Origin of the sequence: Pseudomonas sp. N2-3-1-14, assembly GCF_041228395.1 — a bacterium.
In the GTDB taxonomy this organism is placed as follows: domain Bacteria; phylum Pseudomonadota; class Gammaproteobacteria; order Pseudomonadales; family Pseudomonadaceae; genus Aquipseudomonas.
This window is the reverse complement of record NZ_CP166199.1, coordinates 2,973,742-2,990,577: the sequence shown is the minus strand read 5'-3', so window position 1 is coordinate 2,990,577 and position 16,836 is coordinate 2,973,742. Positions and strand designations below refer to the sequence as shown.

The 16,836-nt window shown below is 60.2% G+C and carries 12 protein-coding genes; 11 read left to right on the top strand and 1 reads right to left on the bottom strand.

All coding sequences use genetic code 11. From position 1 onward, the window contains the following. Nucleotides 1-9 precede the first annotated feature (9 nt). From AB5I78_RS13795 to AB5I78_RS13755, 9 genes are all read left to right on the top strand, one after another. Entirely contained in the window at nucleotides 10-960 is a 951-nt protein-coding gene (locus tag AB5I78_RS13795) for a fatty acid desaturase (protein WP_369302246.1), read from the top strand. A 62-nt stretch (nucleotides 961-1,022) separates the two neighbouring features. Beyond that, the gene (locus AB5I78_RS13790; RefSeq protein WP_242196963.1) at nucleotides 1,023-1,829 is read left to right on the top strand and encodes a DUF3050 domain-containing protein; all 807 of its coding nucleotides are present in this window, start codon (nucleotides 1,023-1,025) and stop codon (nucleotides 1,827-1,829) included. Nucleotides 1,830-1,856: 27 nt separating this feature from the next. Then, nucleotides 1,857-2,924 (top strand): HlyD family secretion protein, encoded by a 1,068-nt coding sequence (locus AB5I78_RS13785; protein ID WP_145160489.1) that lies wholly within the window; start codon nucleotides 1,857-1,859, stop codon nucleotides 2,922-2,924. Further along, a complete protein-coding gene (locus AB5I78_RS13780) occupies nucleotides 2,921-4,438 on the top strand; it encodes a DHA2 family efflux MFS transporter permease subunit (RefSeq protein WP_145160487.1) in 1,518 nt (505 codons plus the stop codon). The genes AB5I78_RS13785 and AB5I78_RS13780 overlap by 4 nt, the downstream gene beginning before the upstream one ends. A gap of 22 nt (nucleotides 4,439-4,460) precedes the next feature. After that, nucleotides 4,461-5,804: a TolC family outer membrane protein gene (locus AB5I78_RS13775; protein ID WP_369302247.1), complete on the top strand. Its 1,344-nt coding sequence runs from the start codon at nucleotides 4,461-4,463 to the stop codon at nucleotides 5,802-5,804. Between the two features lie 208 nt (nucleotides 5,805-6,012). Next, a complete protein-coding gene (gene mexE / locus AB5I78_RS13770) occupies nucleotides 6,013-7,254 on the top strand; it encodes a multidrug efflux RND transporter periplasmic adaptor subunit MexE (protein WP_369302248.1) in 1,242 nt (413 codons plus the stop codon). 15 nt (nucleotides 7,255-7,269) lie between these two features. After that, on the top strand, nucleotides 7,270-10,449 hold the full coding sequence (locus AB5I78_RS13765; protein WP_145160482.1) for an efflux RND transporter permease subunit: 3,180 nt from the start codon (nucleotides 7,270-7,272) through the stop codon (nucleotides 10,447-10,449). Beyond that, the gene (locus AB5I78_RS13760) at nucleotides 10,446-11,861 is read left to right on the top strand and encodes an efflux transporter outer membrane subunit (RefSeq protein ID WP_369302249.1); all 1,416 of its coding nucleotides are present in this window, start codon (nucleotides 10,446-10,448) and stop codon (nucleotides 11,859-11,861) included. The genes AB5I78_RS13765 and AB5I78_RS13760 overlap by 4 nt, the downstream gene beginning before the upstream one ends. A gap of 369 nt (nucleotides 11,862-12,230) precedes the next feature. Then, entirely contained in the window at nucleotides 12,231-13,484 is a 1,254-nt protein-coding gene (locus tag AB5I78_RS13755; RefSeq protein ID WP_369302250.1) for a hypothetical protein, read from the top strand. 104 nt (nucleotides 13,485-13,588) lie between these two features. On the opposite strand, the gene AB5I78_RS13750 is transcribed toward AB5I78_RS13755, so the two are convergent. Then, the gene (locus tag AB5I78_RS13750; RefSeq protein WP_369302251.1) at nucleotides 13,589-14,599 is read right to left on the bottom strand and encodes an AraC family transcriptional regulator; all 1,011 of its coding nucleotides are present in this window, start codon (nucleotides 14,597-14,599) and stop codon (nucleotides 13,589-13,591) included. A 167-nt stretch (nucleotides 14,600-14,766) separates the two neighbouring features. Here AB5I78_RS13750 and efeU point away from each other — a divergent pair, with 167 nt between their 5' ends. Both efeU and efeO read left to right on the top strand, forming a co-directional pair. Further along, nucleotides 14,767-15,612 carry an iron uptake transporter permease EfeU gene (gene efeU, locus AB5I78_RS13745; RefSeq protein WP_145160471.1) on the top strand — a complete coding sequence of 282 codons (846 nt, stop codon included), beginning with the start codon at nucleotides 14,767-14,769 and terminating at the stop codon, nucleotides 15,610-15,612. Nucleotides 15,613-15,622: 10 nt separating this feature from the next. Beyond that, nucleotides 15,623-16,825 (top strand): iron uptake system protein EfeO, encoded by a 1,203-nt coding sequence (efeO, locus tag AB5I78_RS13740; RefSeq protein WP_145160469.1) that lies wholly within the window; start codon nucleotides 15,623-15,625, stop codon nucleotides 16,823-16,825. Nucleotides 16,826-16,836: the final 11 nt, after the last annotated feature.

The window sequence follows — 16,836 nt, the reverse complement described above, 5'->3', positions numbered from 1 at the left end:
GCCTCGCCAATGGCCAGACAACTGCACCCCAAGCCCCAGGTCCGTCTCGACCGCGCTTTGTTCAAGGCGCGCACGGGCGAGTCGCTGCTGATCATCGCTTACGCGGTGTGCCTGTACCTGCTGCCCCTTGCCCTGTTTGTGTGGGTGGCAAACACGGCGCCCACCGTGTGGGTGCTGCTGTGTTCGCCCTTGCTGGTCGTGGCCGGGTACGGATTGTTTCTGCAAGCGATCCTTGGGCATGAAGGCTTCCACTTCAACCTGAGCGGTAACCCGATGCACAGCTGCTACCTGGGCATTCTTACCAGTTCGCTGCTGCCGGGGTTTTGCGTGACCGGTTACTTCGTCGACCATTGGCAACATCATCGCTACAGCAACAGCGCAAAAGACCCGGACTACCGGCACTTTTCGCGCTATCGCACGCTGGCAAGCCGCATCGCGCTGTCGCGTTTGCTCGCAACCTCGAACTACCTGCACGCCACCGTGCGCCTGGCGTTCGGCCCACTGAGCAGCCCTTCGCCGCTGCCCTTGAGCGCGGCGCAGGTGCAACGGCTGGCGCGCTGCAACATCGCCTGCCAAGTGGGCTGGTTGTGCGTGTACGCCGTGGCGCTGTGGCAGATCGACGGGTTGCTGCTGGGGTTTTGCGGGAGCCTGGCGGTGGCGTTTCTGGTGTCGGCCTTCAATGCCTATCAGGAACATGCGTTCAGCGAAGGCGATGAACCACCGCCTGCGCGCTCGCGCACCTCGCGGCTGTGCACCTGGCTGCACGCCGGCGCGAACTTTCACCTGGAGCATCACTTTTATCCTGCGGTGCCGTGCTGGCGACTGCCAAAAGTGCACCGCCAACTGCTGGACGCGGGCTGGTACACAGACCGGCAGTACTTGTTGGAAAAGCACTTCGTCGCGTCCTTCAAGTACGCCACCAGCCGCCACCCCTACCGTGGAGACACGGTAAACGACTGAACACTCACCCAAACATTCCGAATGGATTTTCCCGCCTGAAGACTCAGGCTGCAGGAGCATGTATGCCTTTTGATATCGACAGCCACATCGAAACCGAACGCGAGCAGTTATTCAGCCACCCGCTGTTCGCCACTATCCGCACGGTTGAAGACGTGCGCACGCTGATGGAATTCCATGTGTTCGCCGTGTGGGATTTCATGACCTTGCTCAAGCGCATCCAGCGCGACCTCACCTGCGTCGAGTTGCCGTGGGTGCCGCCGGTGCACATCACCGCCGCGCGCTTGATCAATGAAATCGTGGTGGGCGAAGAAACCGACGAACACCCGGACGGCGGCTTTATCAGCCACCTGGACCTGTACCTCACGGCCATGGATGAAATCGGTGCCGACAGTTCGGTGTTCCGGCGTTTCCTCGCTGCGATCCAGGCCCAGGTGCCGCTGGCCAAGGCGCTCAGCGACCGCGACATTCCGCTGGCAGCCAAAGTGTTCATGTGCCAGACCCTCGATGTCGCGCAGCACGGCTCGACCGAAGCGGTGCTGGCGTACTTCTTCTTTGGCCGAGAAGACATCATCCCCGACATGTTCGGCCGCCTGCTGTCGCAATGGTCGGTGAGTGAAACCGAGGTGCCGATGCTCACGTATTACCTCAAGCGCCACATCGAAATGGACGGCGACGATCACGGCCCGGCGGCCAAGCGCATCATCGCTGAAATCGTCACCACGCCCGCGCAACACCAGCACATGATCGAAAGCGCCAAGACCGCGATCAACTCGCGCATCGACCTGTGGGATGGCGTGCATCACTTCCTCCAGGAAAAAGCGCAACGCGCCACGGACCGCCCTGTGCGTCAGGTTGAACACAGCGTCTGAGCCTCGCATGAACACAGGGAGTAGGACATGACCAAAGGCAAGCTTATAAAAATGACACTGTGCGTCGCCGTGGTGGGTGGGTTGCTGCTGCTCGGCTGGCAGCGCTGGCAGTATTCCAGCGCCTACGTGAGTACCGACAACGCGGAACTCGACGGCGTGATCATCCCGGTGCGGGCCAAGCTGTCGGGCGTGGTGATGAGCGTGCCGGTGATGGATAACGTCACCGTGCAAAGCGGTGACCTGCTGTTTCAGATACGCGACAGCGAATATCAATACCAGGTGCAGCAGCGCGAAGCACAGTGGCAAGCCTTGCTCGCCGCTGCCGGACGCAGCGGCAGCCCGGGTGCGCTGGACAGCCAGATTCTCGGCGCAGTTGCCATGCGCCAGGCCGCACAAGCGGCGCTGGCACAGTCCAGCGCCAACCTGGAGCAGGCGCGCAACGACTACCAGCGCGCCCGGCGCCTGGGCGCCCAGGGTGTGCTGAGCACTCAGGACCTGGAACTGGCCAAAGCGCGTTTCGACGCGTTGAGCCATGCCCAGGAAGCGGCCCGCAGCAATGCCCAGGCCGCCGCGCAAAGCACGCTGGCCAACAAGGCCGAGCTCAAGGTGCAGGACTATCGGATCGCGGCGGCGCAAGCCGAACTCGAGCAAGCCCGCATCAAGTTGCATGACGCCCGCCAGACCGCGCCGGTGCGCAGTATTGTCTCGAAAAAAGAGGTCGAACCCGGCCAGTTCGTGGTCGCCGGCCAGAAGCTCTTGAGCCTGATTGCCACCGACCCGCTGTGGATCACCGCCAACTTCAAGGAAACCCAAGTTGGCCGCGTGCGCGTCGGCCAACACGCCAAGGTCACGGTGGACGCGTTTCCCGGCCACGCCTTCGACGGCGTGGTCGAAAGCCTGGCACCGGCGACCGGGGCGAAGTTCTCCCTGCTGCCCCAGGAAAACGCCACGGGCAACTTCACCAAGGTGGTGCAGCGCGTCCAGGTGCGGATTGCGCTCAAAGACGTGCCGGATGACTACAAGGGCTTGTTGAGCCCCGGCATGAGCGCCTTCGTCGAAGTCGCCACGCCACACAACGCCAGCCAAACGCTATGAGGTCGCCGTACCTGATTGCGTTCACCGTGACGCTGGTGTCGATGATGGAGTTGCTGGACGTCACCATCGTCAACGTCGCGATTCCCAGCCTGATGGGCACCTATGGGGCGTCGGTCGATGAAATCTCGTGGGTCTCCACCGGCTACGTGGTGGCCAACGTGGTGATTCTGCCGGTCAGCGGCTGGTTGTCTGCCTGGTTCGGGCGGCGCCGGTATTACCTGGTCTCCACCGCCGTGTTTGTGCTGGCGTCGGTGGGCTGCGCGTTCTCCGCTGAGCTGTGGCAACTGGTGGCATTTCGCGTGCTGCAGGGGTTGGCGGGCGGCGGCTTGCTGGGGATTTCCCAGGCGATCATCTACGACGTGTTCCCCAAGGAAAAGGTCAGCAGCGGCATGGCGCTGTACGGCGTCGGCGTAATGATGGGGCCGACCCTTGGGCCGACGGTCGGTGGTTACCTGATCGACACCTTGTCATGGCACTGGATCTTCCTGATCAACGTGCCCATCGGCGCCGTGGCCCTGTTGCTGTGCTGGCTGTGTATCGGCGATTCGGCCAACGAGCAAAAACCCAGCAGTGTCGACTACAGCGGCTTCTGCCTGTTGGCGCTGGGGGTCGGCAGTTTGCAGATCCTGCTCGAGCGCGGCGAGCATTGGGACTGGCTGGAATCCAACTGGACGGTGGCCTGCCTGTTGCTCAGCAGCTTCAGCCTGGTGGGGTTTTTCTGGTGGGAACGGCGCGCGGTCAACCCGATCGTCAACGTCGCGCTGTTTCAGAACCGCGAGTTCCTGATGGGCTGCATCTGCGCATTTTGCGTGGGCTTCGGGTTGTACAGCACCTTGTTTATGGTGCCGCTGTTTCTGCAGACGTTGCTGGCGCAAAGCGCGTACCAGAGCGGGCTGGTGATTTTCCCCGGGGCGGTGGCCAGCGCCATCAGTACCTTGGTGATCGGCAAGCTGTCCCAGGAAAACAAGATCGACGAACGCGTGTTCGTGACCTTGGGCATCGTCATGTACTGCTACGCGATGTTCCTGCACACCCAGTTCACCCTCGACAGCAACCCGGACACGCTGTACTGGCCGCTGGTGATCCGCGGGCTGGGCCTGGGCATGATCTTCGTGCCGCTGACCAACCTGGCCATGCGCCGCCTGCCGCTGACGTTGATCTCCGGCGCCTCGGGCGTATTGAACCTGATGCGCCAACTGGGCGGCAGCGTCGGCATCGCCATCGCTGCAACGCTGCTCACGCGGTTTTCGTGGGAGCGCTATCGCCTGCTCTCCGAGCACGTGACCGAGTCCAGCCTGATCGCCAACGGCTGGGGCGGCGTGGAATCCAACCCGCTGTTCCTTTCGCTCAACCTTGCCAGCCATCAACAAGCCCTGGCCCTGATGCCTTACCTGCAAGCGCGTGAACAAGCGCAAATGCTGGCCTTCAGCATGCTGTTCGGCACCTTGGGCGCCGTTATGGCCATCGGCATTCCCATGGTGCTGATGATGCGCAGAAGCACCCTCAGCCGATAATTTTTTTGTGGAGCACCTACCCTTGCGTATTCCAGGGCTGCATCTAAAACACCTCACCCTGCTCACCTGCCTGGGCGGGCTTGCCCTCGCCGGCTGCCCGGCCTCCGCGTCGGCAGAGGACTTGTACCAGCTGTATCAAAAAGCGCTGAGCCACGACATGAAGTTCGCCGCCGCGCAGGCCCAGCAACTGGCCACGGCGGAAAAAGAGCCGCAAAGCCGCGCCAACCTGCTGCCGGACCTGTCCGTCACGGGCGGCGCCGCCTGGGTCGATGCCGAGGATTCCAACGATTACCACCGCAACCGCAACAACACCAATGCCTACGCCGTGGTGCTCACTCAGCCGCTGTTGCGCTGGCAGAACGTGATCGCCCACGACCAAAGCAAATTGCTGATCAGCGCCAGCGAAGTGCAGACCGAACAGGCGCGTCAGGACCTGATGCTGCGCGTGGCCCGCGCCTATTTTGATGTGTTGCTCAACCAGGAGCTGTTGAACACCCGCACACAACAACTGCAAACCTTGCAGGAGAGCCAGGACCGCACACGGCGTTTACTGGCCGACGGCGCCGCTACCGCCAATGCGCTCGAACAGGTGCAGGCCAAGTACGACCAGGCCTTCGCCGAGCAGATTGCCGCACGCGGCGCGCTGGACATCGCCACCGAAACGCTCACCCAGTTGACCGCCGCCCAGGCGCGGCCGTGGTCGGGCAAGGAGCCGCCATTCAGCGCCCCGGTGCCTGCGGCCATCGGCGAATGGGCAACTACCGCGCAACAAGGCAACCTCGCCGTGCAGCGCGCGCAGATCACCCAGCGCCTGGCCGAAATGGACATCGACAAGGAACAGGCCGGCCACTTGCCGACCCTCGACCTGATCGCCGCCCACGGCCGCTTTGCCTCGGTGGGCGGCGATGTGTACGACGTCACGCTGCCGGAAAACCGCTATAACCAGACCGTGGTCGGGGTTAAGTTGAGCGTGCCGCTTTACGGCGGTGGCCGCACCAGCAGCCGCGTGCGCGAAGCCCATGCGCTGCAAAGCAAGGCCCTGGATGAGGTCGAAGACGCGCGCCGCAACGCCGGGTTGATGGCGCGCCAGGCGTACCTGCAAGTCACCAGCGGCATGAGCCAATACCAGGCGCTCAAGCAGGCGCTCAAGTCCAGCCAGGTTAACCTGGCGTCGGTCACCCACGGCTTTGAAGCCGGCTCACGCATCAACACCGACGTGCTGGATGCGCAGCAGAAAGTCACCGACACCCAGCAGCGTCTGGCCCAGCAGCGCTACAGCATCTTGCTGGCCCAATTGAACCTGCTGGCCTCCACCGGCAACCTGAGCGAGGTGCGTTTGCGCGAAGTCAGCCGCCTGCTGGACTGAAAAACCGCGCGGGCGTTCCTTGCAGCCCGCGCAACAGTCTTTTGTCATCACTCCTATTGATAGCTTCCTAACGAAACCCGCATCCTAGAGGGCTAATCTCGCGCTTATATCATTCCGAATGATAGTTACCTTTGCTTCATTCGATTCGTGACATAGCACCTCGCCGCGCATGATCCGCCCATCTCAAATACATTGGCGGATGCACTTCATGGAACAGTCACTCAAACATTTGCGCTTCCCCTTGGCGATTTTGGCCGTGGTGGTGATGAGCGCATGCGGCAAGACCCCAGAACAAGCGGCCGCCATGCCTCCTGCGAAAGTCAGTGTGGCCAAGGTGCTCGAACAACCGGTCAACGAGTGGGACGAATTCACCGGTCGCCTGGAAGCCCCGGAAACCGTGCAGATTCGTCCGCGCGTGTCCGGCCAGATCGACCAGGTGGCCTTCACCGAAGGCGCCCTGGTGAAAAAGGGCGACTTGCTGTTCCAGATCGACCCGCGGCCGTTCCAGGCTGAAGTGCGCCGCCTCGAAGCCCAGCTTGCCCAAACCAAAGCTGCCGCCACCCGTAGCGATAACGAAGCGCAACGTGGCGACCGCCTGCGTCAGAGCAATGCGATCTCCGCCGAATTGGCCGACTCGCGCACCACCGCCGCCCAGGAATCCCGCGCCGCAGTGGCCGGGATTCAGGCGCAGCTGGACCTGGCCAAGTTGAACCTGAGCTTTACCCGCGTGACCGCACCTATCAGCGGGCGTGTCAGCCGTGCCGAAATCACCGCCGGCAACCTGGTGACCGCCGACGTCACCGCGCTGACCAGCGTGGTCTCCACCGACAAGGTCTACGCCTACTTCGACGCCGATGAGCGCGTGTACCTCAAATACACCCAGCTGGCGCGCGAAGGTCGTCGCGGTGCAACCACTCCGGTGTACCTGGGCCTGTCCAACGAAACCGGCAACCCGCACCTGGGCCAGATGAACTTCGTCGACAACCAGGTCAACCCGGCCACCGGCACCATCCGTGGTCGCGCCGTATTCGATAACAGCAAGGGCGAATACACCCCGGGCCTGTATGCACGTTTGAAGCTGGTCGGCAGCGGCACTTACTCCGCCGTGCTGATCAACGACGAAGCCGTCGGCACTGACCTTGGCAAGAAATTCGTGCTGGTGATGGACGGCGACAAGCCGGCGTATCGCTCGGTGGAACTGGGGCCGAAGATCGAAGGCCTGCGCATCGTACGCAGCGGTTTGAACAAGGACGACACCATCGTCGTGAAGGGCCTGCAGCGCATTCGTCCGGGCTCGCCTGTGCAACCTGAAACGATCCCGATGGCCAGCAAGGAAACCCTCGCCGCCTTGGCACAACAACGACAAGCGCTTGAAGCCAGCAACCTGGAGCAAGTGGCGCCGGATAAAGCCGCGCCAAAAGTTGCCAGCGTCGCGACTCCACGCGGTTAAGGGATACAACTCAAGATGAATTTTTCCAAGTTCTTCATTTCGCGGCCGATCTTCGCAGCGGTGCTGTCGCTGTTGATCCTGATCGCCGGCGCGATCTCGCTGTTCCAGCTGCCGATCAGCGAATACCCGGAAGTGGTACCGCCGACCGTCGTGGTGCGCGCCAACTTCCCGGGCGCCAACCCTAAAGTCATCGGTGAAACCGTGGCCGCTCCGCTGGAGCAAGCCATCACCGGCGTCGAGAACATGCTGTACATGTCCTCGCAGTCGACCGCCGACGGCAAACTGACCCTGACCATCACCTTCGCCCTGGGCACCGACCTGGACAACGCGCAGGTGCAGGTGCAGAACCGTGTGACACGCACTCAGCCAAAACTGCCTGAGGAAGTCACGCGCATCGGTATCACCGTAGACAAGGCGTCTCCCGACCTGACCATGGTGGTGCACATCACCTCCCCGGATCAGCGCTACAACATGCTCTACCTGTCCAACTACGCGATCCTGAATATCAAGGATGAGTTGGCGCGGCTGGGCGGCGTGGGTGACGTGCAGTTGTTCGGCATGGGCGACTACTCGCTGCGTGTATGGCTGGACCCGAACAAGACCGCCTCGCGCAACCTGACCGCCACCGATGTGGTCACGGCCATTCGCGAGCAGAACCGCCAGGTGGCGGCCGGTGCATTGGGCGCGCAACCTGCGCCCAATGACACCAGCTTCCAACTGTCGGTCAACACCCAGGGCCGCCTGGTCACTGAGGAAGAGTTCGAAAATATCGTGATTCGTGCCGGTGCCAACGGCGAAATCACGCGTTTGAAAGACATCGCGCGGGTTGAGCTGGGTTCCAGCCAGTACGCCCTGCGTTCGTTGATCGACAACCAACCGGCCGTGGCGATCCCGATCTTCCAGCGCCCGGGCTCCAACGCTATCGACATCTCCAATGAAGTGCGCGCCAAGATGGCGGAGCTCAAGCAGAGCTTCCCGGAAGGCATGGATTACCGCATTGCCTATGACCCGACGGTCTTCGTGCGCGGCTCTATCGAGGCGGTGGTTCACACCTTGTTCGAAGCACTGATCCTCGTGGTGCTGGTGGTGATCCTGTTCCTGCAGACCTGGCGCGCGTCGATCATTCCGTTGGTGGCAGTGCCGGTTTCGTTGATCGGTACCTTTGCGGTGATGCACCTGTTTGGCTTCTCGCTCAATGCGCTGTCGCTGTTTGGACTGGTGTTAGCGATTGGTATCGTGGTGGACGACGCCATCGTGGTGGTGGAGAACGTCGAGCGGAACATCGAGCTTGGACTGGAACCGTTCCCGGCCACCGAAAAAGCCATGAGCGAAGTGACCGGCCCGATCATCGCCACCGCGTTGGTGCTGTGTGCGGTGTTCATCCCGGCGGCGTTTATCAGCGGCTTGACCGGGCAGTTCTACAAGCAGTTCGCTTTGACCATTGCGATTTCGACGGTGATCTCGGCGTTCAACTCGCTGACCTTGTCACCGGCCCTGGCTGCCGTCTTGCTCAAGGGTCATAACGCCCCCAAGGACCGTTTTTCCAAGGCACTCGACAAGGTGTTCGGCGGCTGGTTGTTCCGTCCGTTCAACCGGTTCTTCGAGAAAGCCAGCCATGGTTACGTCGGCACCGTACGCCGGGTGATTCGCGGCAGCGGTATCGCACTGTTCCTATACGCCGGGCTGATGGTGCTGACCTGGTTGGGTTTCGCCCATACGCCCACCGGTTTCGTACCGGCCCAGGACAAGCAGTACCTGGTGGCCTTCGCACAATTGCCGGACGCCGCGAGCCTGGACCGCACCGAAGATGTGATCAAGCGCATGTCGGACATCGCCATGAAGCAGCCGGGCGTGGAAAGCGCCATCGCCTTCCCTGGCCTTTCGATCAACGGTTTTACCAACAGCCCGAACAACGGCATCGTGTTCGTGACCTTGAAGCCGTTCGATGAGCGTAAAGACCCGAGCCTGTCGGCCGGCGCGATTGCCGGTGCGCTGAACGGCAAGTACAGCAGCATCGAAGAAGCCTACATGGCGATCTTCCCGCCGCCGCCGGTACAGGGCCTGGGCACGATTGGCGGGTTCCGCCTGCAGATCGAGGACCGTGGCAACCTGGGTTACGACGAGCTGTACAAAGAAGTGCAGAACGTCATCACCAAAAGCCGTGGCGTGCCTGAGTTGTTCGGCCTGTTCACCAGCTACACGGTCAACGTGCCGCAGGTCGATGCCGCCATCGACCGCGAAAAGGCCAAGACCCACGGCGTGGCTGTCAGCGACATCTTCGACACCCTGCAGATCTACCTGGGTTCGCTGTATGCCAACGACTTCAACCGCTTCGGGCGTACCTACCAGGTCAACGTGCAGGCTGAGCAACAGTTCCGCCAGGATGAAGACCAGATCGGCCAGCTGAAAGTGCGTAACAACAAGGGCGAGATGATCCCGCTGGCGACCTTTATCAAGGTCAGCGACACCTCGGGCCCGGACCGCGTGATGCACTACAACGGCTTTATCACCGCTGAAATCAACGGCAACGCCGCACCGGGCTACAGCTCCGGCCAGGCCCAGGCCGCGATTGAAAAACTGTTGAAAGAGGAACTGCCCAACGGCATGACCTACGAGTGGACTGACCTGACGTATCAGCAAATCCTCTCGGGCAACACCGCGCTGTTCGTGTTCCCGCTCTGCGTACTGCTGGCGTTCCTGGTACTGGCCGCCCAATACGAAAGCTGGAGCCTGCCACTGGCGGTGATCCTGATCGTACCGATGACGCTGCTGTCGGCCATTACCGGGGTAATCATCTCGGGCGGCGACAACAACATCTTCACCCAGATCGGCTTGATCGTACTGGTGGGCCTGGCGTGTAAGAACGCGATTCTGATCGTCGAGTTCGCCAAGGATAAACAGGCCGAGGGGCTCGACCCACTGGCTGCGGTACTGGAAGCCTGCCGCTTGCGTCTGCGGCCAATCCTGATGACCTCGTTCGCGTTCATCATGGGCGTGGTGCCCCTGGTGTTGTCCAGCGGTGCTGGTGCCGAGATGCGCCATGCCATGGGTGTGGCGGTGTTCTCCGGGATGATCGGCGTGACCTTCTTCGGTCTGTTGCTGACGCCAGTGTTCTACGTACTGATCCGTCGCTATGTGGAGCGCCAGGACGCGCGCAAAGCGGCCAAGGCCTTGAAGCTGGAGACACAGCAATGAGTGTAAAAGTCTTTCTACCGAGCTTGCTGGTGCTGGCGCTGAGCGCCTGTGCCGTGGGCCCGGACTACAAAACCGAGAAGCTGGAGGCGGCCAACATCACGGCCGCCGCCGACACCAAAAGTTATGACCACGCCAAGTACGAAGGTATCTGGTGGCAGCAGTTCGACGACCCGACCCTCGACCAACTGGTGACCCAGTCGTTGAGCGGTAACCGCGACTTGCGCGTCGCCTTTGCCCGTCTGCGAGCGGCCCGCGCCATTCGTGATGACGCGGCCAACGACATCATGCCGGTGGTCACCAGCCGTGCCAGCAGCGACGTGGGCAAAGGCCAGATCCCGGGCCAGACCACCAAGCGCGTCAACAGCGAGCGCTACGACCTGGGCCTGGACATGGCCTGGGAAGTGGACTTGTTCGGGCGCATCCGCCGCAACCTGGAAGCCAGCGATGCTGACCAACAAGTTGCTGAAGCCGACCTGTACCAACTGCAAGTCACCATGATTGCCGAACTGGTGGACGCCTACGGTCAACTGCGCGGTGCGCAATTGCGTGAACGCATCGCCCTGGACAACCTGAAGAACCAGCAGGAATCGCGCACCATTACCGTCAGCCTGCGCGATGCCGGCGTGGGTGATCAGCTCGACGTGGAGCGTGCCGACGCACGCCTGGCCGCCGTTGAAGCCAGCGTGCCGCAACTGCAGGCCGAGCAAGTGCGCGAGCGCAACCGCATCGCCACCCTCCTCGGCCAGCGCCCCGACAAGCTGACTGTGGACCTGAGCCCCAAAGACCTGCCGGCGATTGCCAAGGCGCTGCCCATCGGCGATCCGGGGCAACTGCTGCAGCGTCGCCCGGACATCCTCAGTGCCGAACGCAAACTGGCGGCCGCCACCGCGCGTATCGGCGTGGCCAAGGCCGACCTGTTCCCACGGGTCAGCCTCAGCGGCTTCCTCGGCTTTACGGCCGGGCGCGGTTCGCAGATCGGGTCGGCCGCGGCGAATGCCTGGTCACTTGGCCCAAGCATTACCTGGGCGGCGTTTGACCTGGGCAGCGTACGTGCGCGGTTGCGCGGCGCGAACGCCGAGGCCGATGGCGCCCTGGCAACCTATGAGCAACAAGTGCTGCTGGCGTTGGAAGAATCGGAAAATGCTTTCAGTGATTACGGCAAACGCCAGCAGCGCCTGGTCTCGCTGATCCGTCAGAGTGAATCAAGTCGCGCGGCGGCCGACCTTGCGGCGATCCGCTACCGCGAAGGCACGGTGGATTTCCTGGTGCTGCTTGACGCGCAACGTGAGCGTCTGGCCGCTGAAGACTCCCAGGCCCAGGCCGAAGTGGACTTGTATCGCGGGATTGTCGCGATCTACAAGGCCCTCGGTGGCGGCTGGCAGCCGGACACGGTGGTCGCCAGCAGCAAGTGATGTAAAGCGCTCCTTTGGTTGGTCGCATCCAGCCAATTTTTAGCCCCACGCCCCCTTCGGTCGTGGGGCTTTTTTTGACTACTCCGCTGCTAAAAGCGTTATCGCATAGGCTACATAGGACATGCCAACGACAACACAACCAATAAATTCATCGGTTTAACGATGTTACCAAGGATCTATTGGGTACTGTCTATGACTCTCATCCTTTCACGCCAGCAGGTGTTGAGGTAGAAAAAGCAGGTGAGGTACCTAAGTACTTGAACAGAAAGCTGGATCAAACAGTTTAAATATTTTTGCTCCCCTCTTGGTAACAATCCAAAATTCTGTTGAAATCACAGGTTCGTTGAAATATTTAACAATGGATGGTTTATGGCGCTTTTTAAAAATGAAGCAGCAATGCAGAGCTGGATGGAGAAACAGCTAAAGTGCGTTGATGGCTTTTCAGAGCTACTCATTTCAAGTGATGTTCCACCGCCCACAACAACGGAAGAGGAGTATATAACGAAGAGCTATGAGTTCTGCTTAAAAGCGCTCAACCAAAATATAGTAATTTCCGCCAACGAAAATATATCCCTTGATCCCTCAGACATACTAAAGCCAGATTTAATTCTTTACTCCACAGAGAGTGAAGCCATAGTAATTATTGAACTGAAAAACTTGGCTGGCCCCTCGCGACAAGCAGGCACCGAGCTAGGCGCCTATACTGCTGAAATCAAACAATACCTCCCTCTTATTGCTGGCTCTGACGTACTCAGCATTGTCGTATCCACGCATTGGCCAGCTTTACTCAAACATTATATATTTAATGAAATAGTGTGGGGGAACAAGTGTGTTTTATGCCTAAGACCGATCGAACAAAACAAAGAAATCATGCTGGAGTTAGTCCCGCCTAATGAAATGATAGAGGGAAGTCTCGCTGTCTCTTTAAGCGAGGAGCATTTAGGAGGATTCCATGTATCACTATATGATATGAACCTTTACTCCGGCGGCGCGAGAAACCGTATTGACATCTACATTGAGCAAATGAAAACAGCAGCTAAGTATGTCGCTGCCAAAGGGCGAGAACAGGGCAATAACGGGTTTGCTTTTTTATGGAAAAATGAACGCAAAGATACGCTAGCACCATACTTTATCACGATCGTCAATATCGCCCCCTTTAAAATGCTCGAACGCCTTGCTCATGCTATTGACATTCCAAACAACTCAATTTTAGATAGAATTATAAAAAACGTCGTCATCGAATACTCTCCCGATGGGCACGGCGCATCAATCGGCGCTCAATCTGAGGATGCAATCCAGTTTCTTAGTACATTTTGTTCCGCGCAACCAGAAGGTTTTCTAAGCTGGCCGGACCTCAAAGCCTTCATGATGGAGTCTTCAAATTTAATTTCTTTCGAGGCTTGGGGTATATTTGAGAAAACGTTATTTAGCGAACTTGAAAAAGAGTATGCAGGGGGCAATATAACACTTAAGTCCAACGACCCCAACCTGGGATTAAAAGCGTTAAGCAAAGTCATTGATAGTAATTATAATTATACTGATTTACGATATTTTTATACCGACTCACTCGAGGACGAGGATTGCTTTCTTCGTTGCAATGACAGCACAGATGAAGAATTTTAATCATTTGCCCCCCTCTGCGTGATAATGCATCCGGGCGATGCCTTCGCAAACGAGCTAACTTCCGCGGAAGAACACACCTGTAGTGTCTCATTTTCCTCGCACCTTCAACTCGCCTCATTCAGGATCAAACTACGGTAATGCCCGGGATTGGATCCCGACCACTTGCGAAATGCCTTGTAGAACGAACTGGCATCGGCAAACCCCAGCCGCGCAGCAATCTCGGCAAAGCTGATATTCGCTTCGGCCAGCCAGACGATCGCCAGTTCCTTGCGCACGCTGTCCTTGAGCCCTTGATAAGTCTGGCCCTCATCTGCCAGACGGCGGCGCAGGGTCGAAGCGGAAATACACAGACTGGCCGCTAGGCCGTCGGTTTCCGGCCACAGATCGGGCGACATCTGGCGTAGATCGTGCTTGATGCGCGTGGCCAGGCTATCCGGGTCGCGGTACTTGACCAATATGTTGGCCGGCGCATGGGCAAGAAAGCGCTTGAGTTCTTCCGGGCTGCGCTTGATCGGCACGTCCAGGCAGTCTGCAGAAAAGATCATGCGCGTACGCGGCCGATCAAAACGCAGGTTCTCAGAAAACATCACCCGGTAATCGTCGTAAAAGTCCGGTTGTGGGCAGCGCAGCTCAATCGCAAGGATCGGGATGCGCCGGCCGGCCAGCCAACAGGCGACGCCGTGCACAATCATCCAATAGGTGAAGTAGGTAAACGCGCGTTTTGGCGCAGTTTCGGCCAGCACGATTTCCGCCAGGCTTTGTTGGTGCGCCAATTGCGCGGGCATCTGCTCAAGCATCAGCGACAGAAACCCCAGCCCGGTTTGCAGGGCCGCGCCCAGATTGGGTTGCGCCATGGCGGCGCGGCACAGGAACGCCAGGCTGCCGGACTTGAGCTTGCGCGGGTCCATTCCAAAAAATTCATCATCTGTGCGCCGCGCCAGCAAGCGCCACAGGCGTGCATAGGCCGTGGCGGGCACGCGGGCGTCGGGCTGGTCGAGCAACGCCGGGTCTATCCCAACCTTGCTCAACGCCTCCACCGTGGCCGCGCCGGGCGCGCAGCTTTGCAGCAAGGCTTCGCGCACAAGATGGATAGAGATGGTGTCTTTTTCCGCCATGGGAATCGGGCTATTCAATGCTGCAAAAGATGGGGTGCATCATAAGGGCGGTTGCGATTCGCCACCACCGTTCAGCCGCAGTTCAGCAAAGCGCAATATTCCCTGTTTAGTAATGAGTATCATTATGTTACAAATTAGCATCCTATCCAGTCATGATGCGGTGCCGAATGCTCGTTCCCTTTCTAATCATGCTGCGCGAAGGCATTGAAGCAGCATTGATCGTTGGCATCATCGCCAGTTACCTGCAACAGACCGGCCGCGGCCAGTGGATGCCCGCGGTGTGGATCGGCGTGTTTCTCGCCGCTGCCCTGGCGCTGCTGGTCGGCGGCGGCCTGGAGCTGGTCAGCGCCGAATTCCCGCAAAAACAACAGGAATTGTTCGAAGGTGTGGTCGGCCTGGTGGCCGTCGGCATTCTCAGCTCCATGGTGTTCTGGATGCGCAAAGTAGCGCGCTCCATCAAGCATTCCCTGCACGAATCCCTCGACCACGCCCTGGCCGGCTCCAAGCATCAGGTGATCGCGCTGATCGCCATGGTGTTTTTCGCCGTGGCCCGTGAAGGCCTGGAGACGGTGTTCTTCCTGCTCGCGGTGTTCCAGCAGAGCGAAGGCCCGGGCGCGCCGATTGGCGCCCTGCTCGGCCTGATCCTGGCGATCATCGTCGGTTTCCTGATCTACACCGGCAGCATGCGCTTGAACCTGGGTGCGTTCTTCCGCTGGACCGGCTTGTTCATCCTGGTGGTCGCCGCCGGCATTCTCGCCAACTCGGTACAAGCCCTGCACGAGGCCGGGGTGTGGAACCACTGGCAAACCGTCTTGTTCGATTTCAGCGCGACACTGCCGATGGATGGCCCATTGGGCTCGGTGCTGGCCGGGATGTTCGGCTATCAGGACGCACCGACCATCAGCACCCTGGGCGCGTATCTGATTTACCTGGTGGTGGCGCTGGTGATGTTCTTCCTGCCGTCCGCCCCACCCAGGCCTGTCGCTAACACCTCTTCCGTTTCCAGCCAGTAAGGACCGTCTCTTGTCCAACCCAACCCCTCAACCGGCTCTGCCTTCCCGCGCCCTGCGCTGGGCGGTGGCCGGCTCGGTGGTCGTGATGATCGGCGCCGGTGCGCTGTTCTATTACGCCTCGCAATTGGCCGCCGCCAAACGTCAGACTAACCACAATGAAATCGCGGTGACCATCCATGGCCACGCTTGCGAACCCAACGCGTTGACCGTGCCCGCCGGGCACGCGAGCTTTCGCATCATCAACCGCTCCGATCGTGCGGTGGAGTGGGAAATCCTCGACGGCGTGCTGGTGATCGAGGAGCGCGAAAATATCGCCCCTGGCCTCAGCCAAGTGATCAACGCCAACCTGCTGCCCGGCGACTATGCAATCACCTGCGGGCTGTTGAGCAACCCGCGCGGCACGTTGCACGTGACGCCGACGGCTGAGTCCGACGCCCAGGCCAAGGCCAAGCCGTCGATGGTGGCGTTTATCGGCCCGCTGTCGGAGTTCCGCGTGTACCTGAGCGGCCAGGGCAGTGCGCTGGTCAAGGCCGTTACAGCGCTGCAACAGGCCATTGAAGCCGGCGACCTGGCTCAGGCGCAGGCCCTCTATGTGCCGGCCCGTGAGGCCTACCAGCGCCTGGCGCCGGCTTCGCAACGCCTGGCCGAGTTGGATAACGCCATCAACGCACGCGCCGACTACTTTGAAAAGCGCGAGCAAGACCCGGCGTTCAGCGGCTTCCATCGCCTCGAATACAGCCTGTTCCAGCAGCACAGCCTGGAGGGCCTGGCCCCGATTGCGCAACGCCTGGTCACCGACGTCACCACGCTCAAGCAACAACTGCTGGCCCAATCGCTGCCACCGGAACAACTGGTGAGCATTGTGGTGCGCAACCTCAACAGCCTGGCGGATGTACGCGCCGCCAGCGGTGAAGAGGAACGCTACAGCCATATCGACGTGAACGGGTTTGCCGCCAACCTGGAAGCGGCCCACAAGGTGGTGGAGCTGATGCGCCCGTTGTTGACCAAATCCGCAGCGGACCTGCTGCCGAAAATCGACAGTGCCCTCGCCGCCTTCGATACCGAGCTCAATGGTTTGAAAGTCGACGGCCAGTACCGCCGCTACGACAGCGTCACCGCCGATCAGCGCAAGCAGATCGCCGACAAGGCCAAGGCTCTGGCCGCTGTACTCGATGGAATCGACCCCGCCCTTGGCCTTTCCGGCCTGCAGTGAAGACGAACTAA